General features: G+C 61.5%; 18 protein-coding genes and 1 pseudogene. 14 read left to right on the top strand and 5 right to left on the bottom strand.

Annotated features, from left to right (window positions below; all coding sequences use genetic code 11):
- Nucleotides 1-387: 387 nt before the first annotated feature.
- The 6 genes from R3D65_RS15000 to R3D65_RS14975 all read left to right on the top strand — a co-directional run bounded on the left by R3D65_RS15000 (nucleotide 388) and on the right by R3D65_RS14975 (nucleotide 8,163).
- Complete coding sequence (locus tag R3D65_RS15000) at nucleotides 388-1,017, top strand: ATP-dependent Clp protease proteolytic subunit (protein WP_371276071.1); 630 nt, start codon at nucleotides 388-390, stop codon at nucleotides 1,015-1,017.
- A 266-nt stretch (nucleotides 1,018-1,283) separates the two neighbouring features.
- Nucleotides 1,284-2,558 (top strand): ATP-dependent Clp protease ATP-binding subunit ClpX, encoded by a 1,275-nt coding sequence (clpX, locus tag R3D65_RS14995; RefSeq protein ID WP_371276070.1) that lies wholly within the window; start codon nucleotides 1,284-1,286, stop codon nucleotides 2,556-2,558.
- Between the two features lie 294 nt (nucleotides 2,559-2,852).
- On the top strand, nucleotides 2,853-5,276 hold the full coding sequence (lon, locus tag R3D65_RS14990) for an endopeptidase La (RefSeq protein ID WP_371276069.1): 2,424 nt from the start codon (nucleotides 2,853-2,855) through the stop codon (nucleotides 5,274-5,276).
- A 194-nt stretch (nucleotides 5,277-5,470) separates the two neighbouring features.
- A complete protein-coding gene (hupB, locus tag R3D65_RS14985; protein WP_371276467.1) occupies nucleotides 5,471-5,743 on the top strand; it encodes a DNA-binding protein HupB in 273 nt (90 codons plus the stop codon).
- A 140-nt stretch (nucleotides 5,744-5,883) separates the two neighbouring features.
- Nucleotides 5,884-7,596, top strand: a complete 1,713-nt coding sequence (gene ade, locus R3D65_RS14980) for an adenine deaminase (RefSeq protein ID WP_371276068.1) — start codon at nucleotides 5,884-5,886, stop codon at nucleotides 7,594-7,596.
- Nucleotides 7,597-7,623: 27 nt separating this feature from the next.
- Complete coding sequence (locus R3D65_RS14975) at nucleotides 7,624-8,163, top strand: GNAT family N-acetyltransferase (protein ID WP_371276067.1); 540 nt, start codon at nucleotides 7,624-7,626, stop codon at nucleotides 8,161-8,163.
- Between the two features lie 109 nt (nucleotides 8,164-8,272).
- Here R3D65_RS14975 and R3D65_RS14970 read toward each other — a convergent pair whose 3' ends face one another.
- Complete coding sequence (locus tag R3D65_RS14970) at nucleotides 8,273-9,031, bottom strand: hypothetical protein (RefSeq protein ID WP_371276066.1); 759 nt, start codon at nucleotides 9,029-9,031, stop codon at nucleotides 8,273-8,275.
- Between the two features lie 438 nt (nucleotides 9,032-9,469).
- The gene (locus tag R3D65_RS14965; RefSeq protein ID WP_371276065.1) at nucleotides 9,470-11,194 is read right to left on the bottom strand and encodes a hypothetical protein; all 1,725 of its coding nucleotides are present in this window, start codon (nucleotides 11,192-11,194) and stop codon (nucleotides 9,470-9,472) included.
- Between the two features lie 277 nt (nucleotides 11,195-11,471).
- Between R3D65_RS14965 and R3D65_RS14960 the strand changes: the two genes are divergently transcribed.
- From R3D65_RS14960 to R3D65_RS14950, 3 genes are all read left to right on the top strand, one after another.
- A complete protein-coding gene (locus R3D65_RS14960) occupies nucleotides 11,472-12,833 on the top strand; it encodes a sensor histidine kinase (RefSeq protein WP_371276064.1) in 1,362 nt (453 codons plus the stop codon).
- Nucleotides 12,826-13,521 (top strand): response regulator transcription factor, encoded by a 696-nt coding sequence (locus tag R3D65_RS14955; protein ID WP_371276063.1) that lies wholly within the window; start codon nucleotides 12,826-12,828, stop codon nucleotides 13,519-13,521. Before R3D65_RS14960 ends, R3D65_RS14955 begins: the two co-directional genes overlap by 8 nt.
- Before the next feature lie 118 nt (nucleotides 13,522-13,639).
- On the top strand, nucleotides 13,640-14,737 hold the full coding sequence (locus R3D65_RS14950; protein ID WP_371276062.1) for an acyltransferase family protein: 1,098 nt from the start codon (nucleotides 13,640-13,642) through the stop codon (nucleotides 14,735-14,737).
- A gap of 19 nt (nucleotides 14,738-14,756) precedes the next feature.
- Here the strand turns inward: R3D65_RS14950 and R3D65_RS14945 are convergent, their stop codons facing one another.
- Nucleotides 14,757-15,191 (bottom strand): chemotaxis protein CheW, encoded by a 435-nt coding sequence (locus R3D65_RS14945; protein WP_371276061.1) that lies wholly within the window; start codon nucleotides 15,189-15,191, stop codon nucleotides 14,757-14,759.
- A gap of 54 nt (nucleotides 15,192-15,245) precedes the next feature.
- Entirely contained in the window at nucleotides 15,246-17,195 is a 1,950-nt protein-coding gene (locus R3D65_RS14940; protein ID WP_371276060.1) for a methyl-accepting chemotaxis protein, read from the bottom strand.
- 437 nt (nucleotides 17,196-17,632) lie between these two features.
- Between R3D65_RS14940 and R3D65_RS14935 the strand changes: the two genes are divergently transcribed.
- The 3 genes and pseudogenes from R3D65_RS14935 to R3D65_RS14925 all read left to right on the top strand — a co-directional run bounded on the left by R3D65_RS14935 (nucleotide 17,633) and on the right by R3D65_RS14925 (nucleotide 20,446).
- Entirely contained in the window at nucleotides 17,633-18,289 is a 657-nt protein-coding gene (locus R3D65_RS14935; RefSeq protein WP_371276059.1) for a hypothetical protein, read from the top strand.
- A 201-nt stretch (nucleotides 18,290-18,490) separates the two neighbouring features.
- Nucleotides 18,491-18,682, top strand: a pseudogene (locus R3D65_RS14930) (integrin alpha); the annotation flags it as partial.
- Between the two features lie 186 nt (nucleotides 18,683-18,868).
- Nucleotides 18,869-20,446, top strand: coding sequence for an FG-GAP-like repeat-containing protein (locus tag R3D65_RS14925; RefSeq protein WP_371276058.1), 1,578 nt, complete (start codon nucleotides 18,869-18,871; stop codon nucleotides 20,444-20,446).
- On the opposite strand, the gene R3D65_RS14920 is transcribed toward R3D65_RS14925, so the two are convergent.
- Nucleotides 20,418-20,579 (bottom strand): hypothetical protein, encoded by a 162-nt coding sequence (locus tag R3D65_RS14920; RefSeq protein ID WP_371276057.1) that lies wholly within the window; start codon nucleotides 20,577-20,579, stop codon nucleotides 20,418-20,420. The genes R3D65_RS14925 and R3D65_RS14920 overlap by 29 nt on opposite strands.
- On the opposite strand from R3D65_RS14920, the gene R3D65_RS14915 reads away from it, so the two are divergent.
- Both R3D65_RS14915 and R3D65_RS14910 read left to right on the top strand, forming a co-directional pair.
- Nucleotides 20,578-21,732: a DUF4214 domain-containing protein gene (locus R3D65_RS14915; protein ID WP_371276056.1), complete on the top strand. Its 1,155-nt coding sequence runs from the start codon at nucleotides 20,578-20,580 to the stop codon at nucleotides 21,730-21,732. The two genes, R3D65_RS14920 and R3D65_RS14915, sit on opposite strands and share 2 nt — an antisense overlap.
- A 176-nt stretch (nucleotides 21,733-21,908) precedes the next feature.
- The coding region (locus R3D65_RS14910; RefSeq protein WP_371276055.1) for an AAA family ATPase at nucleotides 21,909-23,628 on the top strand (1,720 nt) is incomplete at its 3' end.

Genomic DNA, 23,628 nt, shown 5'->3' with positions numbered 1-23,628 from the left:
GCGGGGAAAGGCGCACGGGCCCATGGCAACCTCCGGAGAGAACGCAAGGGCCTCGCGGCCCTCCAGTGGGGGAACGTGCGGACGATACGAGGGCGATAAACACGAGTAAAGAAGTATAGTTTAAAATCCTTCCAGACTGGCGCTTCCCTTCCCCGCGGGGCCTTCCCCGGCGACGCTTCGTTCACGGTAAATTAGCTCTGGCAACGGTTTCGCCGGACAAAATGCCTTGGCAGTTGCCTCTCCAGCCTGTATTCGCCGCCTGACTTTCCGCCCGCCCTTGCGCGGCGGCGGACCAAGCCCTTATTTAGGGCCGAGAAGAATTGACATTGATTCATGGCCCCGGGACGTCCGCCCGCCGGGCCCAGCCCGACAAAGGAAGTGATCGCGATGAGGGACCCCGTCGAAACCGCCATGAACCTCGTGCCGATGGTCGTCGAGCAGACCAATCGCGGCGAGCGTGCCTATGACATCTTCTCGCGCCTTCTCAAGGAGCGGATCATCTTCATCACCGGCCCCATCGAGGACGGCATGGCCACCCTCGTCTGCGCCCAGCTTCTGTTCCTTGAAGCCGAGAATCCGAAGAAGGAAATCGCGCTCTACATCAATTCGCCGGGCGGCGTGGTGACATCCGGCATGGCCATCTATGACACCATGCAGTTCATCAAGCCGGCCGTCTCCACGCTGTGCATCGGCCAGGCGGCCTCCATGGGCTCGCTCCTGCTGTGCGCCGGCCACAAGGACATGCGCTTTGCCACGCCGAACGCGCGCATCATGGTGCACCAGCCCTCCGGCGGTTTCTCCGGTCAGGCCTCCGACATCGAGCGCCACGCGCAGGACATCATCAAGCTGAAGCGGCGCCTGAACGAGGTCTACGTCACCCATACGGGCAACGACTACGAGACGGTCGAAAAGACGCTCGACCGCGACCATTTCATGACCGCCGACGAGGCGAAGGGCTGGGGCCTGATCGACCGGGTCATCAGCAGCCGTGATGCCGTGGAAGGCGCCGGTGAGTGATTTTCGTTCCGGTTCGGCGCGCTGCCTTGACAGAGAAGGTCGCGCCGGACTTTTGCGGATTGTGGCATTTGCCACCAAACCGCCTACGTTAAGTATATGTTGAAACCATGGGCATTAGGCTCCATGGTTGGTTTTCGGGTCATTGCCGGCTTCCGGATTTTGTGTTTGGCTCGTAGAATTGGTGATTCCGGATCGTGGTCTTGCCGTTCCGGTTTGTTTACGGAATGGGCGGTCTGTTTGACGGAACGCTCGGAAGGACAGGTGATATGAGCAAAGTCAGCGGCAACGGTGGCGATTCGAAGAACACGCTTTACTGTTCGTTCTGCGGCAAGAGCCAGCACGAGGTGCGCAAGCTGATCGCCGGGCCAACGGTGTTCATCTGCGACGAGTGCGTCGAGTTGTGCATGGACATCATCCGCGAGGAAAACAAATCCTCGATGGTGAAGTCGTCCGAGGGTGTGCCGACTCCCCAGGAAATTCTCGATGTGCTTGACGATTACGTCATCGGCCAGGGCCATGCCAAGCGTGTGCTTTCCGTGGCGGTGCACAATCACTACAAGCGGCTGGCCCATGCCCAGAAGAACCAGGATGTCGAACTGGCCAAGTCCAACATCCTGCTGATCGGCCCGACCGGTTGCGGCAAGACGCTGCTGGCACAGACGCTGGCCCGCATCATCGACGTGCCGTTCACCATGGCCGACGCCACCACGCTCACCGAGGCAGGTTATGTGGGCGAGGATGTCGAGAACATTATCCTCAAGCTGCTTCAGTCTGCCGACTACAATGTCGAGCGGGCCCAGCGCGGCATCGTCTATATCGACGAGATCGACAAGATTTCGCGCAAGTCCGACAACCCGTCCATCACCCGCGACGTTTCGGGCGAGGGCGTGCAGCAGGCCCTGCTCAAGATCATGGAGGGCACCGTGGCTTCCGTGCCGCCGCAGGGCGGGCGCAAGCATCCGCAGCAGGAATTCCTGCAGGTTGACACCTCCAACATCCTTTTCATCTGTGGCGGCGCATTTGCCGGCCTGGACAAGATCATCTCTGACCGTGGCCGCAAGACCTCCATCGGTTTCGGCGCCAGTGTCGAAAACCCTGAGGACCGCCGTACCGGTGAGCTGTTTCGCCTGGTGGAGCCGGAGGATCTGCTGAAATTCGGCCTCATTCCCGAATTCGTCGGCCGTCTGCCCGTTCTGGCCACGCTGGAAGACCTCGATGAGGATGCGCTGATCCAGATTCTGTCGGAGCCGAAAAACGCGCTCGTCAAGCAGTATCAGCGCCTTTTCGAGATGGAGAACGTGGAACTGACCTTCCATGAGGATGCGCTGCGGGCCATCGCCCGCAAGGCGATCGACCGCAAGACGGGCGCGCGCGGCCTGCGCTCCATCATGGAGTCCATCCTGCTTGACACCATGTTCGAGCTTCCGTCGCTGGAAGGCGTGCAGGAAGTGGTCATTTCCGATGAGGTCGTGGCCGGCAATGCCCGCCCGCTCTACATCTATGCCGAGCGCGAGGAAGCCAAGGGCAAGTCCTCGGCCTGACGGCGGGTCCGTTGGCCGGAAACCGAAGGCGGGCCGGTGGTCCGCCTTTTTCTTGCCCGCCGCCGGCATGGCTGCGGGAATCGTGCGGCGGCGGATTGGCGCATGAATGTCGCCGGAGTAGAATGGGAATCACGTATATGTGCCTTGCCTTGAAAACAGGGCGCGCGTTCTCCACCTAAGCCTCAAGGACCGGTTTGCCGGTCGGGATGGACGCAGGAAGCCCGCTGCCGCAGGATAAAGGGGCGGCTTGAAGCGTTGCAGCAAGGCCCGCAAGGAGCCAGGAAGGAAAAGAACATGTCGGAACTGACGCACACCGGGGGTGTCGAGGCTGTAGACGGCCGCTACGCCGTCCTGCCGCTGCGCGATATCGTGGTTTTTCCCCACATGATCGTGCCGCTTTTCGTGGGGCGCGAGAAGTCGATCCGTGCGCTTGAGGATGTGATGGGCGGTGACAAGCAGATCCTGCTTGCCACGCAGAAGGATGCGTCCGTGGACGATCCGGGCCCCGACGGCATTTATGATGTCGGCACGCTGGCCACGGTACTCCAGCTACTGAAGCTGCCCGACGGCACCGTGAAGGTGCTGGTGGAGGGCAGTGCCCGCGCCAGGGTCATCGCCTTTACCGGCCGCGAGGATTTCCACGAGGCCGATATAGAGCTTCTCGACGAGCCGGAAGAGGAACAGATCGAGCTCGAGGCGTTGGCACGCTCGGTTGTCGCCGACTTCGAGAACTATGTGAAGCTCAACAAGAAGATCTCGCCGGAGGTCGTTGGCGCGGCTTCGCAGATCGAGGATTTTTCCAAGCTTGCCGATACGGTGGCGTCGCATCTGGCCATCAAGATCAACGAAAAGCAGGAAATGCTCGGCACGCTCTCCATCAGGCAGCGTCTTGAAAAGGCGATGGGTTACATGGAAGCGGAGATCTCCGTGCTTCAGGTCGAGAAGCGCATTCGCAGCCGCGTCAAGCGCCAGATGGAGAAGACGCAGCGCGAATACTATCTCAATGAGCAGATGAAGGCGATCCAGAAGGAACTCGGCGAGGGCGAGGACGGCCGCGACGAGGCATCCGAACTGGAAGAGCGGATCAACAAGGCCAAGCTGTCGAAGGAAGCGCGCGAGAAGGCGCAGGCCGAGCTGAAGAAGCTGCGCGCCATGTCGCCCATGTCGGCGGAAGCCACCGTCGTGCGCAATTACCTCGATACGCTCCTGTCATTGCCCTGGGGCAAGAAGTCCAAGGTCAAGAAGGACCTGAACTTCGCCCAGAAGGTGTTGGACGAGGACCATTTCGGCCTCGACAAGGTGAAGGACCGCATCGTCGAATATCTCGCCGTGCAGTCGCGCCAGAACAAGCTGAAAGGCCCGATCCTGTGCCTCGTCGGCCCCCCCGGCGTCGGCAAGACCTCGCTGGCCAAGTCGATTGCCCGCGCGACGGGGCGCGAATATATCCGCATGGCGCTCGGCGGCGTGCGGGACGAGGCCGAGATTCGCGGCCACCGGCGCACCTATATCGGCTCCATGCCCGGCAAGGTCATGCAGTCGATGAAGAAGGCCGGCAAGGCCAATCCGCTTTTCCTGCTCGACGAGATCGACAAGATGGGCATGGATTTCCGTGGCGATCCGTCTTCGGCCCTGCTGGAAGTGCTGGACCCGGAACAGAATTCCCACTTCATGGACCATTACCTGGAAGTGGAGTACGACCTGTCGCCGGTCATGTTCATCACCACGGCCAATACGCTGAACATTCCGGGCCCGCTGATGGACCGTATGGAGATCATTCGCATCGCCGGTTACACCGAGGATGAGAAGGTGGAGATCGCCAAGCGCCACCTGCTGCCCAAGGCGGTGCGCGACCATGCGCTCCAGCCAAAGGAATTTTCGGTGAGCGATGACGCGATCCGCTCGATCATCCGCACCTACACCCGCGAGGCCGGTGTCCGTAACCTTGAGCGTGAGCTGATGACGCTCGCTCGCAAGGCGGTGACGACCATTCTCAAGGACAAGGTGAAGTCGGTGGAGGTGACCGAGGCCAATATCCACGATTATCTCGGCGTGCCGCGCTTCCGCTTCGGCCAGGCCGAGGGCGAGGATCAGCTTGGCGTCGTGACCGGACTGGCCTGGACCGAGGTCGGTGGCGAATTGCTCACCATCGAAGGTGTCATGATGCCCGGAAAGGGCAAGATGACGGTCACCGGCAACCTGCGCGATGTGATGAAGGAATCGATTTCGGCGGCGGCCTCCTATGTCCGCTCGCGCGCCATCGATTTCGGCATCGAGCCGCCGCTCTTCGACAAGCGCGACATTCACGTCCACGTGCCGGAAGGCGCGACGCCGAAGGACGGCCCGTCGGCAGGCATTGCCATGATGACGGCCATCGTCTCCGTGCTGACTGGCATTCCGGTGCGCAAGGACGTCGCCATGACGGGCGAGATCACGCTGCGCGGGCGCGTCCTGCCGATCGGCGGATTGAAGGAAAAGCTTCTGGCAGCCCATCGCGGCGGCATCAAGAAGGTGCTGATCCCCGAAGACAATGCCAAGGATCTTCCCGACATCCCCGACAATGTGAAAGAGGGTCTGGAGATCGTGCCGGTCAGCCGTGCCGGCGAAGTGCTGGAACATGCGCTGGTGCGCATGCCCGAGGCCATCGAATGGGTCGAGCCGGTGGATGCGCCGCCCTCCAAGCCCGAGGAACCGGGCGAGGCGGTCGGCGTGGCCCACTGACGGCCGGATAACCGTAAATGTTGAAAAGCCGGGTTTTGAACCCGGCTTTTCCTTTGAAAACCCCAGAAAACCGGGGATTTGCGGCACTGCTTATACGTTTTCGGCTTGTTTGCCCGCCACATCTGCCTAAGGTCCTGCGCAGCCGGTTGAGTCGTATTCCCGGTAGAGGACCACTAACGACAAAGGGACTTTCAATGAACAAGAACGAACTTGTTGCCGCGGTTGCGGAAAAAGCGGGTCTGTCCAAGGCTGACGCGCAGTCGGCAACCGATGCGGTTTTCGATGCCATCACCGAAGAAATGGCGAAGGGCGGCGATGTCCGTCTGGTCGGCTTCGGCAATTTCTCCGTTTCCCGTCGCGAGGCGACCACCGGCCGCAACCCGCAGACCGGCAAGGCCGTCGAGATTCCGGCCCGCAACGTGCCGAAGTTCTCCGCCGGCAAGGGCCTGAAGGACGCTGTCAACTGATTTGCCGTTGACGACTGGTTTCCTTGAAAACCCGGCTCCTCGCGGCGCCGGGTTTTTTCATGGATCGGCAAGAGCTGCCATTGCATGGGCTGCCGGATTTGGCTCCAATGGCGGAGGATGACGAGCGGAAGGTGGTAGAGATGGCAGAAGGTGATCTGGCCAGGCGTATCCGGCAGGGGCAGGGCGCCGAGAAAGCGGACCTGGTTCTCAAGGGCGGGCGCCTGTTCGACCTTGTCTCCGGTGCGCTTCTGGAGGGAGACATCGCCATTTGCGGCGATACCATCGTGGGCACCTGTGCGGCCTTTGCCGGTGAGCGCGAGATCGACATTTCCGGCCGCATTGTCGTGCCGGGCTTCATCGATACCCATCTCCATGTCGAAAGTTCGCTGGTCACGCCATTCGAGTTCGACCGCTGCGTGCTGCCGCGCGGTGTAACCACGGCCATCTGCGATCCGCACGAGATTGCCAATGTCGCCGGCATCGAGGGCATCCGCTTTTTCCTCGACTGCGCCACGCGCGTGGCCATGGACCTGCGTGTGCAACTGTCGAGCTGTGTTCCGTCCACCGACATGGAGACCGCCGGCGCGCGGCTCGAGGCCGCGGATCTGGTGCCCTTCATGGACCATCCCAAGGTCATCGGCCTGGCGGAATTCATGAACTATCCGGGCGTGCTCGCCTGCGATCCGTCCTGCATGGCCAAGCTGGAGGCTTTCGACGGCCGCCACAAGGACGGCCACGCCCCCCTGCTGCGCGGGATGGCGCTCAACGGTTACCTTGCCGCCGGTATCCGCACTGATCATGAGACCACGGCAGCGGCGGAGGCGCTGGAAAAGCTGTCAAAGGGCATGCACATCCTCATCCGCGAAGGCTCGGTCTCGAAGGATCTCGACGCGCTCATGCCAATCATCACCGAGCGCAACTCGCCCTTCATCGCGCTGTGCACCGACGACCGCAATCCGCTCGACATCGCCGAACACGGGCATCTGGACTACATGATCCGCCACGCCATCGCCTGTGGCGCGCCACCGCTGGCGGTCTATCGCGCGGCCTCGATTTCCGCCGCCCGTGCCTTCCGCCTGCATGATCGCGGTCTGGTCGCACCGGGCTGGCGGGCCGATCTGGTGGTGCTGGACAGCCTGGAAGGCTGCAACGCGCAGATGGTCCTCTCGGCGGGCCGCCTCGTCAATGATGCCCTGTTTGCCGCGCGCGGCCATGTCGAACCGGTCGCCCGCGCATCGGTCAAGGCGCGGCACATCGGCGCCGATGACCTGGTCCATCGCGCCAATGCGGCCGAAACCCATGTCATCGGCATCGAACCGGGCAAGATCATCACCCAGCACCTGCATGAGGAAATCGTGCCTGAAGCAGGTGTGAAGCGCGCCGACCCGGCACGCGATCTCGCCAAGATCGCCGTGATCGAACGGCACGGCCGCAACGGCAACCGGGCAACCGGTTTCGTGCGCGGCTTCGGCCTGAAACACGGCGCCATCGGCTCCACGGTCTGTCACGATCATCACAATATCGCGGTGGTGGGAACGAATGACGAGGACATGGCCCTGGCGGCCAACCGGCTGGGCGAAATCGAGGGTGGTTTCGTCGTGACCCGCGCGGGCGCGGTTGTGGCCGAAGTGGCGCTACCGGTGGCAGGCCTGATGAGCCTCGAACCCTTTGAAACGGTCCGCGACCAGCTTGTCGTCCTGCGCGAAGCCGCCCGCGATCTGGGCGTGACGCTGGAAGAGCCTTTCCTGCAATTGGCCTTCCTCGCCCTGCCGGTGATCCCGCATCTCAAGATCACCGACCGGGGCATGGTCGATGTGGACCGATTCGAGCTGATTGCATCGCCCGGTTTATAGCAACACGCCCGGCTCAGGGAGACGGACATGGAATTCCTGAATGGTACCGAAGGGCGGCAGCAGGCGATCATCGACCTGTTTGCGGCCACCTTCACCGCCTCCGAGGGCCGGGAAGAAGGCGCATTGATCGGCGAACTGGTCCGCAACCTTCTTGAAACCACGCCAGACGATGACATCCACGTCTTCACGGCCAGCGAAAATGGTGCATTGGCAGGCGCGGCCATCTTTACCCGCCTGACCTATCCACAGGACGCTCGCACCGTCTTCATCCTGTCGCCCATGGCCGTGGCGACGGCCCGGCAGGGGGAGGGAATTGGCCAGGCGCTCATTGGCCATGCGCTGTCGGCCTTGCGTGAGAGGGGCGTCGATGTCGCCATGACCTATGGCGATCCCGCCTTCTACGGCAAGGTCGGTTTCGAGCCGGTGAGCGAAGACCGGGCCCGGGCACCCCTGCCGCTCAGCCAGCCCATCGGCTGGATCGGCCAGTCCCTGAGCGGCGGCCCGCTCACTCCGCTGAAAGGCCCTGGCACCTGCGTCGCCGCGTTGAACGATCCGGCCCTCTGGTAGGCGTAGACAAGAGAAGACGGGCCCGCTTCTCATCGCAAGACTGCGGTTTCGGTCCCGGGCAAATCCGGATGCGAACCCGGTGCCCCGGCAGCATCAGGCGACTGAGCGCTCAGGACGGACAGGTGAAGTTGAAACCATAGAGCGCCTCACCGCCGCGCTCCTCATGGCGCATGAACGACACGGACACGCGACCGAGGTCATCCTCGATCATGAGCGACTGGCCCGTTCCCATGCCAGATTTGATGACATTTTCACCGGTAGGCGAAGTCAGGCCGACCCTCGGATTTCTCGTTCTGGGATCTCCCGAATGCCCGATCGCCAGCGTGTAGCGCTGCTTGCAGATCGTGGCGCCGTCATTCATCTTCAGCGTGACATCGGAATTGGGCGACATGCCCGAAACGTCGATATCGTGCGCTTTCTGCCGGGCGGCCACAAGGAACAGGTCTCGGCGCAGGCTGGCCACGTCCGACAGGTCGGGCCTGATGCCGTTTATGCCTTCCAGCAACTCGTTCATCTTGGCCTGAAGAACACCCGCATCCTTCATGTCGCCGGCCTGGATGGACTGAATGAGGCCCGTGATCTCGTTCACCCTGGCTTCGATGCCAGCACTTTTTGCAAGCAGGTTGTCGCTGAGGATTTCGGTTTCGCTTTTCAGCATGTCCGGCTTGTAGGCGTCATAAACCAGCGACACGATCTGGTCGGCAAGAAATATCGCGACAAATGCCACCGAACCGATCAGCAGCGAAAGAACCGGCGCCTTCTTCAGGTCGTCATAAGCGTTCCTGATGTGATTGAGACGCTCGTTGACGAGGGCGTAGAAACCGCCCTTTCTTCCAGCGTTTTTTTCGATGGCCGGCGTCTCGTTCATCGCTTTGTTGTCCCGTATTTCAGCTATCCGGTTTCGCGCAGATGCCGATCTGTCGGGAAGTCCGTTCGCTTTGCAAATCAGTGACCGGATATTCTGGACGCTTTCCTGAAGCCTGACCCGCGGATCATGCGGATGGCGATTGACCATTGGCTTGACGATGGCAGGGCGTGGACGCCCTTGCCGATGATCCGGGTTTCCGGCAACGCCACTTTCACGGTCCATCGCAACAGGGAACAGGTCCGCGTGCCACCGAAAAACACGAACGAAGCGTCAGGGCCGCGGGCCGCATCCTTTGCAAGTGTGGCTGATGCCAGCCGAACGTAACTGCCATGATCGGCAGGAGCCCGGCGATACCCTGCATCGAGTGCCCCCAGGAAGGAGCGTTCTTGGGAAAATGGGCGTAATCATCGCATCATCCTGTCATTGGGCCTGCTGGCTCTATGGACTGCAGGACGGCCAGGCACAATGAGGCCGGCGGTATTGCGCCTGCGGGCCGGATTGCCGCGCTCTCTGCCGAGAACGCGGCATCCGGCCCGGCACCCTGCCTGTCCCGAACCCGGGAGCGCCCGGTAGGCACCGCGCGCCATTCGCAATCACCCGCCGGTTCCCACAATCCCCGTGACAGCGGCATTCACGCCGCTGGTGATCGTGCCGGTGTTCACCGCCCCCAGAGCGGTCGTGTTGATGTTGCCGACCGATCCGTTGACGGCGATCAGGGCGTTGTCGACGTTCCCCATGATGACAGAGGTATTGTGCGCGACGTTCAGCATCATAGTGCCGGTGTCCGCCGACCACGGTCAGCGTCGACCGGACGGCGCTGGTTGTCGCTGTCGCCGCATCATCGACCGCCGAGTTCACGCCGACCGTGATGTCGCCGGTGTTGACCGCGCCGAGCGCGGTCGTGGCGATGTTGCCGAAATCGAGTGTCGGCAGGGTGTATTCCAGCGCGTTGGCGCCGGCCATGGCCGTCTGCGTGATCTCGTTCACGCCCGTGACGATGTTGGTGATCGAGCCGTCGATCAGCGTGGAGACGTCGCGCTGCCACCAGTCCTCGTACAGTGAGTTCAACTGCCTGGTAAAGTCGGTGGTGACGATCTCTTCCCAGCCGTAGTCCAGATAGACCGTGTCCTCGGGGGCGGTGTCGGAGAAGACGAAAGCCGGGTTGCCCTCACCGTCGAGGGTCAGTTTCAGCGTGGTGAACTCGGGGATCGGAATCCGGCCAGAGGGCGTCTTCCATGTGCCAAAATAGTCTGTTGTATAGTCCCACGGCGTCGTCGCCTCCGCGCCGCCAACGGAGTCGAACCTGTACTCCTGGCCGTCGATGGTCACAGCAATAGCGATCTCAGAGACAGTTCTAATAAACCCAGTTGGCCCATCGTCATACAACTCGATGCTTCCATCCGGATTCAGCCGAAAGTAGAATGGGTACCCAACCGATCCGTCGTATGGAGCAGTGAAATACGTGCCCAAGTCCCGTGCCGTGAATGTATACTCGGTCGTTGTGCCTTCAAAATAAGCGCTCGTAAGGAATGTGGGTACTCGGTTACCGACGGGATCGTAGAGCTCCCACACCCGGATTGTCCCGATTGGCACGTCAAGGATGTTGACTGTAGTCCCGTCCGCCAGCGTGATCTCGCCGTCGCCCTGAAGGTTCTCGAACAGCGAGAAGTCGATGGGCGCGGACATCGGCGTGACCACATCCTCCTGATAGTCCTCATAGGCGATTTCGGTCCGGTCGGTGGAATACCACTGCCGGTCCAGCACGCTTTCGGCGATGTTCGCATAGATCCCGTTCACCGGGGCCATCGCGCCCGGAGAGGACAGGTTTATCTGCTCGACCGCATGGAGAACCCGCTCCAGAACCGATGTGCCGCCTTGCAAGGGCGTCACCGTCCCGATCCCGTCATAGACCGTGGACTGGTCGTTGATCGTGAAGTTCGGATCGGTGGTATAGGACTGCGCGAGCGCGAGTGACGGGATCAAGGCAAAGGCAAGCGCTAGGGGGGAGCGGCATGACGGGATGCGCGGTGTTTTTACGGGGTCGGTCGGCATGTCAACGCACATAAAGAGTAAACATCGGAGAAAATGGATCTGCCAGGGAAGCTGCAATCGGAACCAGTTCGCGGCGGCGCATTCGTCAACTCCATTCGTTTCGCAATCCATGCGTCGCCGCATGCCGCGAGTCAATGGTTATGAATATTTTTCAATTTAATTTCAGTGACTTAGTGGAAAAAATGCAACCCGCGGGCGCATTTCTCAAGAACCCTCAAGAAACCTCAACAAGCCTCGCTCCGGCTCGCGTTTCTTTGCCCGGTCTCGCATGGCTGGCCGAACCGGTCGGCGCCGGATCGCAAGGCGAGGGTCGCCTATTCGCACATTCGTCGCGGTGCCCCTAGCTGTCTTCCGTTCAAAATTTTCAGCGGGCGGGCGGAAGGCGCGAATGCAGGTAATCTACGATCAGGTCGCCATCTATCTGAGCATGACGTTTCTGGTTCCCGGCGCTGTGTTCGCCGTTCTTGGCCGCACGATACCCGGCAAGCCCGCGCTGGATATCTGGGCATTGGCCTTTCTCAGCCTGTTCGCCTCCACGGTGCTGACCGCGATACGAGGGTCCGATCCGTCCGCCCTGATGCTGATCCTTCCGAATCTTCTGGTGGGGCTGGGCTATGTCGGCGGAATTGCCGGCCTGCGCTCCATCAAGGGGTTGCGGGTCGTGACGCCGGCCATGACCGCCTTGCTGGCCGTCTATCTTCTCCTTCTCACATTCACCGTGGCGTCGGGCGGGTCATGGTCGACCAGGGTTGCGGTCATCAGTTCGGGCATTGCCGGATTTTCGTTTCTGCTTGCCTGTGCAGCGCTCAGGCGGTTTGGCGGCGCCAGCCGCATGAGCGACCTGATCATCGTCACGGCCATGGCGATCAACGCCCTCATCGCCGGCCTGCGCGCAGCTGTCGCCGTTGCCCCGGCCCTGGTGCCGGCCTTGCCGGGACCGCTGGTCGAATCGCTGTTCTTCTTCTGGTCGATTGCCGCAGCCGTCAGTCTCGGCATCGCCTTCTATCTCCAGTTCCATGCCGTTGCCGACACCGAGACCCGGCAGAGGGTGCGGGAAATGGCGCGGCTGCAGGAAAGCCTTGAGCGCAGCCTCTCCGAACAGGCCGGCATGAAGCAGATCCTGATTCACGAGCTGCGCCGCCCGATCAACCTGATTGCCTCCACGCTGGATGTGATGGACACGGGTGACGAGCGCAGGATGGGCGCGGCACAGATCCTGCGCCTCAAGCGCCTCACCCATGGTGCAGGCGCCGTTCTGGATGAAATCGCCGACCTGGTGGAGTTGAGCGACCTGATCGACTATCCCGACCGGCGGCGTCTCCCGATCGGCACGCTGGCCGAGGATATCGGGCTGAAATGGTCGGTCCCGGTCTCCTGCACTGCCGGCCTGGCCGGCCGGATGGCGTCGATCGATCCGCTGTTGTTCGACGCCGCCGTTGGCAATCTCATAGCCAATGCCCAGCATCACGGCACCGCTTGCTGCGTCGGGTTCTCCAGCGAAAACGGCCATCTTCTGGTCGATGTGACGGATGACGGACCGGGCATCCCGGCGGAGCAGTGGTCACGCGTCTGGGAGAAGTTCACGCAGGTCGGCGACGTGTCGTCGTCGCCATCGGGCCGCGTGGGCGTCGGCCTCTATCTGGCGCGGGGCATTGCCCGTGCCCATGGCGGCGAGGCCATGGTGGTTTCCCGTGTGCCGAGCGTGATTCGTCTCACCTTCAGCCTGGAAGCGGCCGGCCGCCATGGATGAGCGCGGAACCATTCTGCTCATCGATGACGATGCAGCCTTTTGCGAGAACGTCGCCCGGTTTTTCGCCGATCGCGGACAAGCCTGCCAAGGCCTGTCAAATCCGCAACTGATCCTGGCACAGGATCTCTCCAGGGTCGCGCTGGTTCTCCTCGACATCGACATGCCCGGCCTTGACGGCCTGACCCTGTTGCCGCTTCTCAAGGCGCGCCAGGATATCCCGGTCATCATGGTATCCGGCATCAGCGATCTTGACGCGAGGCTTGCCGCACTCAAGGCGGGCGCGGACTTCTTCTTCACCAAGCCGGTGGCGCTGGACGAACTGTTTCTGGTTTGCGTGCGCCGGTTGATGCAGAAGCCACCGGCCTTGCAAATGGCCCCGGCGCCCTGGTCGCTGCATGTGCGAACACGGCAATTGACCAGTCCCCAGGGAACCAGCATCGGGCTGACCATGACCGAGTGCCGCCTGCTCGAAAGCCTGTTCGCCAGCGCTCCGGCGGAAATCGGCCGGCTCGCACTGATCGAGATCATGACGGGCGAAAGGACAGAGGATTCCCGTAGCCTGCGGTCGCTGGAAGTCATCCTGTCGCGCCTGCGGACGCGATTCCGTCATGGCGGGGAAACACTGCCCATCAAGGCGGAGCGCAATGTCGGATACGTATTTCTGGGGACCGCGCGTATTCTTGATTGAGCCACCGCCGGCGGTGGCCTCGATAGCCTGGCAATACCGCCGGCTCTCCAGCCTGATTTGCGGATAATGCTGTTCGTCGGGAAACGTCCGGGATCTCATCAAGCCAACCGGGATTGCCATGACCATTCGCTTCAAGAGCCTGGATGCGCTGCGCTTCATCCTCGCGCTTTATGTCGTTGTCGGTCATTTGGCCGATTGGCCTTTCATGACGCGCAATGGCGGCCTCGCGGTCGATTTCTTTTTCGTCCTGTCCGGCTTCGTCCTGGCTCAGTCGATCGTCACGGCTCGCCATGGCTGGAGCGAGTTTTTCGCAAGGCGGCTTGCCCGTCTGTGGCCGTTGAATCTTGTAACCATGCTTGCTGTTGTCGCCATGACCGGCATCACCGAGCAGATGCAGATTTTCACGAATTTTCTGCTTCTTCAGAATTCCGGAATTCTCGATGAACTCGTGTTGAATTGGCCGTCATGGTCGATCTCTTCCGAATTTGTCATCGGCATCTTCATACTCTGGCCGGTTGCCTACTACCGGCTGCCTATCGTGGCGTTGATGGCTGCGACCTTTGGGACCGTCGTGTTGATGCAGCAGCCTGTTCCTGTCGATCACATGCATGTCCAGCCCTATGGCCCGTTCTCGCTCGGATTGATCCGCTGCATGGTCGGATGCCTGATCGGTTATCTCGCATACGAGACCTTCATCCGCTATGCCGGATGCGTTTCCGTGCCGCGGGTTTTTGCAACCGTCATACATCTTGCGCTGCTGCTGTCCGTCGTCCTTCTCCTGAGTGCAAGCCTTGCGAACGGAGGCAAGGGACTTGTCATCCTCCTGTTTCCGGTCGTGATCCTGGCCTTTGCGCTCCTGCGGTCCGATGTCGGTGACTTCCTTTCAAGGCCGGGATTTGCCTTTCTCGGAACACTCAGTTTCGGTCTTTACATGTGGCATGGCCCGATCATCATCATGATGCGCCAGTCCGGCATGCTGGACCAGCCTGCAATGATCCGGCAACGGCTCTATGCCGGCGACTTCGCAGATGTCCCGCTGATGATTGCGTGCTTACTGCTTTCCGTGGGCCTGGCTTACGTTTCGTTGAGGCTGTTCGAAAGACCGGGCAACCGGTTGGTCATGGCGCTCTGGAACTGGCCGCGCGCGGCCGGCAAAACGGCCGGCGCGCAGGACAGCATGCCGGTGGTGGCGGCCAAGGGCGCGGACCTGCCATAGGCATTGATGAACCGGCTGCTCAGGCAGCCAGGACATCCTTCCCGCCTGTCAGTGCCGGCAGGTCGAGATGTGTCACAAGGTGGGTATCGAGCACGAGGATCGCCGACAGGCAGGCATGCTCGCTCTCCGGCCCGATCCGTGGAACGGGCTGGATGTTCTCGTCGCTGACCGAGATCATGTCGGAGACGTCGTCAACGAGCAGTCCCACCATTTTCCCGTCGTTCTCGGCCACGATGACGGCGCTTCCCGCGGCGCAGCCGGACATTTCCAGGCCGAGGCATCGGCCGACATCGAGCACGGGAATCACCTGTCCCCGCAATTCGACAATGCCCAGCACATGGGCCGGCGCATGCGCCAGCGGCGAGATGTCCATGCGCCCGCGAATTTCGCGGACGTTCTCGACGTTCACGCTGAACTGTTGCTGCCCGATCCGAAAGGCGATGACTGTAAGCATGGCGGCTTTCTCCTGCATTGCTGGCTGGCCGGCAGCCGGTTGACGCGGGCGCGGTCAGACCTCTGTCCACGCATCCTGGCGGACCGCCAGGTTTCCTGTGGCGCGAGGCGCGGGCCTGTGCTGGCGCGGCTCGCCTGCACTTGCCGCATGCCCGCTTCGCACCGGCGTGTTCCCGGCGAGACGGAACTGGCCCAGCATCCGCGCCAGGGATTCGACTTCACCAGCCAGGCTGTGGCCGGCTGCGGTGGCTTGCTCCGCCATGGATGCATTCTGCTGCGTGTTGTTGTCGATGTCGGAGATCGCCCGGTTGATCTCCTTGAGCGACGTGGCCTGCTCCTTGACGGCGCTGACGATCGAGGACACGTTCACATCGACGTTGCGGACTTCGGCGACGATCGTCTCCAGCGTGCGGCCGGTTTCGCCGACAAGTTCTGCCCCGGTCGACACCAATGCGTTTGAATTCGCGATCAGGGTCTTGATTTCCCTGGCCTGCGCGGCTGAACGCTGCGCCAGTTCCCGCACTTCCTGTGCCACGACCGAAAAGCCCTTGCCAGCCTCGCCGGCGCGCGCTGCTTCCACGCTGGCATTCAACGCCAGCAGGTTGGTCTGGAACGCCACCTCGTCGATGATGGCGATGATGTTGGCGATATTGTGCGAGGCCTCCTCGATGTCGGCCATGGCCGCCACCGCCTGGCGAACGACGTTGCCGGCGCGTTCCGCGGCTTCCCCGGTATGTCGCACGGTCCTGCCGGCCTCGTCGGCATTGCCGGCGGTCAGGGAGATCGACTTGGTCACCTCTTCGACTGCTGCGGCCGTCTGTTCGACCGCCGATGCCTGGCGCTCGGTACGTTGGGCGAGATTGTCGGATGCCGTCAGCAATTCGCCCGAGGCGCCGCGGATGATGTCGCCATTGCTGGAAATGGCCTGCATCGCCGATTGCAGCTTTCCGACCGAGTGGTTGAAGTCCTGGCGCAGCGTTTCGAAATCGGGGTGGAATTGCACGTCGATGGTGCAGGTCAGGTCGCCTTCGGCCAGCGTACGCAGGGCCTGGCCGAGCTTTTCAATGGCCTCTGCGCTCGCCTTCGCCTGTGCCACGATCCGTGCATCGGCCTCCTGGCGAATGCGCGCGTTTTCCTCGCGCTCCGCCGCGATCTGGCGCTGGCGGTCCAGATTGTCCTGGGCGGCGTTCTTGAAGACCTGGACGGACCGGGCCAGCCTGCCGATCTCGTCGCTCCGGTCGCGATAGGGGACATCGCCCTCATCCTCACCGGCGGCAAGCCGGCTCGTATAGGTGGAAATCCTGTCGAGCGGACGAATGACCCGCTTGAACATGCCGGCGATCAAGGCCGCCAGAATGATCGCGGCGGCGATCACCACGGTCAATTCGAGCATGAGAATCCAGCCCATTTCCTCAGCGACGCCGGCTTCGATGGAACCCTGTGCGCTGACGGCCGCCTCGACGATTTTCGCCACGACGGCGCGGTGGGCCTCGAAAGCGGTGGTAATGCGGCCGAGCGATGCCTTGATCGCCGCTTCATCGCGCGCCCCCTGTTTCAACAGCAGCGGAAAAAGTGTGGTCTCCGCCTCCCGCCAGAACGCATCCAGTGCCAGCGGCGAGTCGTTGAGCACCAGGCGCTTGATTTCCGCGCCCACATCCGATGTCCGCCAGTGCCCGAGCCGTTCGAGATATTCGGTCTTGTGCGCGTTGAACTCTTCCAGCTCGCGCGCCGCAGCCGAGGGATCGATGACGGCCGCGAGGACATGCAGATAGGCCTCGATGACGTATGAGGGCGGGGGCAGGACGTCGGCAACGAGATCTTTCTGCTCGATGATCCGGTTGTAATTGTCACTTCCGATCTGACCTCGCACCTCGGCATAGCGGGCAACGCCGACGAGCACGGATGCGGCCAGGAGGATCACGATGGAGGCAAGGATAGCGCTTGTGCGAATGGTCAGAACCCGTCCGATGGTCTGTCCGCCACGGATGCTTTCATTCTTCAACATCTGAAAAACCGTTGCATCCGCCAATCATCAGGACACCAGCCGGTCTGTCGGCGCCGGAAATGGCATCATGCCCGCGACGGATGCAGTCGCGACCGGTGAGAAATCGGTAGCAAGAAGTCGTAAAGTAAAAGTTATAAATTATAAAGGAATAGCTTTTCTTGCCCGCAGGTCACTTTCGCGAGCAGGAAGGAAAGGGCGGGTACAGGAAGGAGCGTTTGATCGCCACTTCGGCGGACACGGGCCATTGAGGCAGCGCCACTGCCATAAAATGGCGCTTGGCCAATACATCAATCACTAATACAATCTTTGAACACGAATAGTCTGCCTTGTCGCAGATCGCCAATAACATGCGAAGCTGAATGACCCTGTCAGAGTAAGCCTCACCAACAGTTCCAGACCATCCCGGTGCGGTTGTTGCAGGCAGTCTGGAGCAGCACATGCCAATTCAGGTGGAACTATCAAGAGAGGAGTTCTCGGAAAACGGCGGTATCAGGCTTGTGGCGGAAATCATCACCGATCCGCCGGAGCCGAACCCCAAGGGAACAAACATTTATTCCTATGAGCTTGTCGACAATCCGGGCGACATGTTTCGGATCAATCAGTTCGACAGGACGATAGAAAAGCAGAACTGGCTGGCATCGAACGAGTTTGACTTCGAGAGCGGCCCCCGAAGTTTCCCGGTCACGGTCCGCGTGACGAACCTCACGACAAACGAGTTTACCGATGGCACGTTCGACCTCGTTCTTACCGACGAGCCGGTGAGCGAGATCTGGGTCGACAGCACCGGATGGATATCCGCGAATGCGGAAGACAACGCCCCGATTGCAACGTTTCATGGCGTTGAGCGCGGCGAAAGCATCTTGCTGGGCACATGGGCTGTCGAGCCGACATCGACGTTCGAGATCCTGTCGTCGACCCACGACATCGCATATTTCGATGGCAATATTCTGCGCGTCAAACCAGACGCGGAACTCGACTCGCTCGCCGGGACAACCGTCTTCCTCACCGTCTCGGGCAAGGACCCAGGCGGGGCGCCGGTGGTCAGGGACGTGTTCCTTGCTGTTCACCCCGCGGTAGCAACCTGGTTGACCTGACAGGCCAGCCCGGGGCGGTGACCCAACTGACAGGGTTCAACGGTAGCCACGGGTTTTCATACGATACCGCATCGATCGGCGACATCGATGGCGACGGTCTCGACGAGATCCTGCTGACATTTCCGAAAGCGCGTTACCTCCAACAACTTCCGGACTGCTTTCGTCCTTTGGGGCACGCAACGGGATCAAAGGCCGGCAAACCTGGACCTCGACGACCTGGACGCGGAAGACGGGTTTTCGATCGTCTTTCCCGGCGGCGCGGATTCCGGCTTCACGACGATTCCCGGCTATGCGGTTTCCGCCGCAGGCGATGTAAACAACGACACCTATCCGGATTTTCTGATCGGCGATCCCTATGCAGACCTTAGCTGGGTCCGCAACGATACCGGACGAGCCTACCTGTTTCTTGGCGGTCCGGATATCGGATCAACCGGAGAAATCGATGTTGACGACTTGCCGCCCGAGCAACTGGTGGTGTTTCGCGGGCCGCAGATCGCCGGCGATCTTGGAGGGCATCTTCAGGCCTTGGGCGATGTCAACAATGACAATTACGACGATTTCGCGATCATCGGCCTTTCCATGGATACCCGCAACGACTTCGAAGGCTGGGATGCCGCCAAGGACGGAACAAGGGACGGGACCGGACGCGTCTACATCGTGTATGGCGGGCCAGAACTGGGCACCAATGGGTTCTTTGACCTTGACGGGTTTGGCCCGGAGGACGGCATCGTCATCAATGGCGAGCAAAGCCTTGATTATCTGGCATACGAACGTTTCAGCACCGCCGATGTCAATGGGGACAACAAGACCGATTTCATAATCCCCTCACCGTTTCACCCGCATGACGGCGTCGGGTTCGGCGACGTTTTCCATGGTGGCAAGACCTATGTCATTTTCGGTGGCCGTGATGCGCCCGATGATGGCGTTGTCCGGCTTTCGGAACTGGATGGGACGCTCGGCTTCGCATTGGAGGCATCCTTTTCCGGCGTGACCGGGTTCTTTGGTGATGCAGTGGTTGGTGTTCCGGACATGAACGGCGATGGCATCGACGAGATCGTCATCACCGAGCCGACAAGGAACTATGTCGACGCCACCGCCCCCAACGGGCAAAGCAGATCATTTCTTGATCCCGATTACGTCGACGGATTCACGAAGACATATATCGTTTTTGGATCACCCGATATCGGCACCGCTGGTCCTCAACCTGGCATGATTGATGTCCGTGCACTCGCGCCAGAAGAATCATTGGAATTGCGCGGAATAGCGGGCAGTGAAGTTCAGGCCGCTGACCTGAATGGCGACGGACTCGGTGATCTCGTCCTTCTTGACCGGAATGCCGGTCTGGTCAGCATCCTGTTGGGGCGGCAAGGCCTGGAAACGCAGTCAGACGGGAATATCCATGCCCTCCCGCCAACTTCCGCGGTCTTCCTGCAGGCGAACGGGACAGGGCTGTCCATTCTCGATTTCGACAACGATGGCCTGTTGGACATTCTGGTCGAGAATGCCGAGGCAGAGGTCGCCGGCACCGCAGGTGCGGGATCGGCCTTCGTCGTCTATGGCGACACCCTCGGATTCGGCGGCCCCGGCCCGGACGACCTGCAATTGAATGGTTCTTCGATTGCAGAAAACGCCATGGGGGATGTTGCGGTTGGCGAGATCAGCGCCTTTTCGGGAGGTTTGCCACTGGCGCCGGTCTCCTTCCAGCTTCTGGACGATGCAGGCAGCCTGTTTGCTCTTGACGGCAACATACTGAAGCTCGTCGATGGGGCTGCCATCGATTATGAAACGGCGACAAGTCATATCGTCCGTATTTCTGCCGTAGGAATTTCGGGTCCCGCCTACGAGGAGGACTTCGTCATCCAGGTGACGAACATGCCGGTTGCGGACATCGCGCTCGCCTCGGGCGGCACGGTGGAGGAAAACGCCGCCGGCGGCACCGTGGTCGCCACGTTCGAGGCTTCGGAAAATCCGGTCGAGCCATCCGCCACCTTCACGCTGATGGACGATGCGAACGGTCTTTTCGTGCTTGATGGCAACACGCTGAAACTCGCGCCCGGCGCGGTGATCGACTACGAGACAGCCACCAGCCACACCGTGCGCATCGCCGCCAGCGACGCCACCGGCCAGCCTACGAGGAAGACTTCGTCATCCGGGTGACGAACATGCCTGTTTCGGACATCGCGCTTGCCTCGGGCGGCACGGTGGAAAACGCCGCCGGCGCGGCACCGTAGTCGCCACGTTCGAGGCTTCCGAAAACCCCGGTCGAGCCATCCGCCACCTTCACGCTCATGGACGATGCGAGCGGCCTCTTCGTGCTTGATGGCAACACGCTGAAACTCGCGCCCGGCGCTGTCATCGACTACGAGACCGCGACCAGCCACACCGTGCGCATCGCCGCCAGCGATGCCACCGGCCCGGCCCATGAAGAAGACTTCACCATCCAGGTCGCCAACATGCCGGTTTCGGATATCGCGCTCGCCTCGGGCGGCACGGTGGAGGAAAACGCAGCTGGCGGCACCATGGTCACCACCTTCGAGGCTTCCGAAAACCTGGTCGAGCCATCCGCTACCTTCACGCTCATGGACGATGCAGATGGCCTGTTCGTGCTCGATGGCGATACACTGAAAGTCGCACCGGGCATCTATACATCGACTACCGAGGCGGCGACCAGCCACACCGTGCGCATCGCCGCAAGCGACGCCACCACCGGCCCGGCATACGAGGAAGACTTCACCATCCAGATCACGGATGTGTCCGGGCAGGTGGTCATGGGCACGCCCGAGCCCGACGACCTGATCGGAACGCCCGAGGACGACACGGTCTATGCGCTGGGCTCCGACGACACGGTGACGGGAACCGGCGGCCCCGACACCGTCGACGGGGCAGGGGGCACCGACACAATCGTCTATGGCGGATCGCGCGCCGACTACATGCAGGACCTGCAGGCCGACGGCTCGATCCTCGTCGCCAAGCCGGACGGCTCCACTGACACGCTGATCTCCATCGAGCGCATCGATCTGCTGGACGGCGACTATGTCTATGACATCGGCTCGGACAATCTGGGTTTCGGCTACCGCATCTACCAGGCGTCTTTCGGGCGCACGCCGGACGAGGGCGGGGTGCGGTTCTGGATCGGCGTGCTTGACGCGCTCGACAACCAGGGCTTCACCGAGCTTGGCAAGCAGCAATATGTGGCCTCGGAGTTCATCGGGTCGGACGAGTTCCAGGGCCTCTACGGCGCCAATCCGACCAATTTCGAATATATCGATGCGATGTATCAGAATGTGCTGTTCCGCCTTCCCGACCAGGAGGGCTACGACTTCTGGGTCGGCGGCATGGAGGCGGGCCTGAGCCGGGAGGACATCCTCATTGCCTTCACCCAGAGCCAGGAGAACATTTCCAACAACATCGCCAATCTCGATGACGGTGTCTGGGTGGTGTGACGCGGGGCGTTGCGTGGAGCGCGGCAGGAGAATCGAACGTATCTTCTGTATCTCGAAATCATCGGAATAGCTGATCGTGTCCCGGCACGTGGTGCTTCTTCCGCGCAACCTTCCCGAATCACGTCCGGATCTGGCGTAACCGCATGTCATGATCTCCGTAAAACGGAGAGAAGAACATGTCCTTCAATCAACACCATGCGCTTGAACTTGTCGCGCGGCTGGCCGACCGCAGCAGTTCGTCCAGCAAGCTCGCCTGCGAACTGCCGCGTTTGATCGAAGTCCTGACCAATGTTGAATGCCCCGACCGGCCGCGAAACGGGCAGACGGATGCCTGGTGGCGGAAGGTCCGCAAGATTGCCGTCAACCTCGTCGGTGGAGAACTGACCGACGAGGAAAGGATCGTTCACCAGAATGCCGCCCGGCTCGGGGAGCATTTCAGCCTTTCGCCGCTGGAAATCCGCATCTTCCTGTTCGTGGCGCTGTACCGGATTTTCGAAAGCTTCGAGACCGTCGTCGATCAGGCGCTGGACACAAGGGAAATCGGCCTTCCGGGCCTGCTGTCGCTCTTTTGCGAAACGCAGGAGACGGAAATCCGCAAGGCTCTCAAGCTGGAGACCCGCCTGACCGCTTCCGGCCTGCTGCAGAAGGAGCGCCGCGGTTTCCAATCCCGCTTTCCCTACGTGATCAGCGAGCGCCTGTGTGCTGCGCTGACGATCGAGGTGGACGATCTCGAGGACCTGGTCGGGATCATGTTTCCGGCGGCGCCCGCGCCGGAAGCCGAATGGCAGGATTTCGAAAGCCTCGGCAGGGATGGCGAATTCGTGCGGACCCTGCTCGGCCAGGCGCTGGCATCCGGGGCGAAGGGCATCAATGTCCTGCTTTATGGCCGGCCCGGCACGGGTAAGACCGAATTCTCGAAAGTCCTGGCAGCCGCATTGAACGCCCGGTTGAGAGCCGTTGGAGAAAGGAACGGCGAGGGGTTCGAACCCTCGCGCCATGACCGGCTGATGGAGTTGAAACTGGCGGGCCGGATGCTCGGTCGCCGCCGGGACACGCTCCTCCTGTTCGATGAGATGGAAGACGTCATGGGCGACAGCCTGCCGATGTTCGACAGCGACAAGCCTTCAAAGGTCCATTCCAATCGCCTCCTCGAAACCAACCCGCTACCGGTCATCTGGACCACGAATTCCGTCGACAACTGCGATCCGGCCTTTCTGCGTCGCATGACCTTTTCCGTCGAGATGCGCACGCCAGGCGGTGCCGTGCGCGGCCGGATATGGCAAAGGCTGAACGATCGCCACCAGGCCGGCATTGAAACCGAAGGGCTGGCGATGATGGCGGCCGCGCACGAGCATCCCCCGGCGCTGGTCTCCGACGCGATGCGGACCGCCCGGCTTTGCGGAGGCGGCACGGAAACCTTCAGCCGTGTGCTCGGTGCATCGGCAAAGCTGGCAAATGGCGGCATCGCGCCCTTGCCCGGTGGCGCCGGAGCGATGAACTGGCAGCCGCAACTGGCGCAGGCGGACATCGATCTGGTGATGATCGAGGCGCGGCTGTCGCGGGTGGATGCGCCGCGGCAGGTGTCGTTCTGCCTCGAAGGGCCGCCCGGAACCGGCAAGAGCGCCTGGGCGCGGCACCTGGCCGGCGTGATCGGTCTGCCGGTTCACGAGAAACGCGCCTCGGACCTGAAGTCACCCTATGTGGGCGAAAGCGAACGGAACATCGCACGTGCATTCGAGGAAGCCCGGCAGGCCGGAGCGCTCCTGATCTTCGATGAAGCCGAGACCTTCCTGGCGGATCGCCGCGGCGCACATCACGCCTGGGAGGTCAGTCTCACCAACGAGATGCTGACCTGGATGGAACGGCATCCATTGCCGTTTGTCTGCACGACGAATT

Source organism: Zhengella sp. (assembly GCF_041397485.1).
GTDB lineage: Bacteria > Pseudomonadota > Alphaproteobacteria > Rhizobiales > Rhizobiaceae > Zhengella.
Note: the sequence above shows the minus strand (reverse complement) of the source record. Positions and strands in the feature narration are given on the sequence as shown.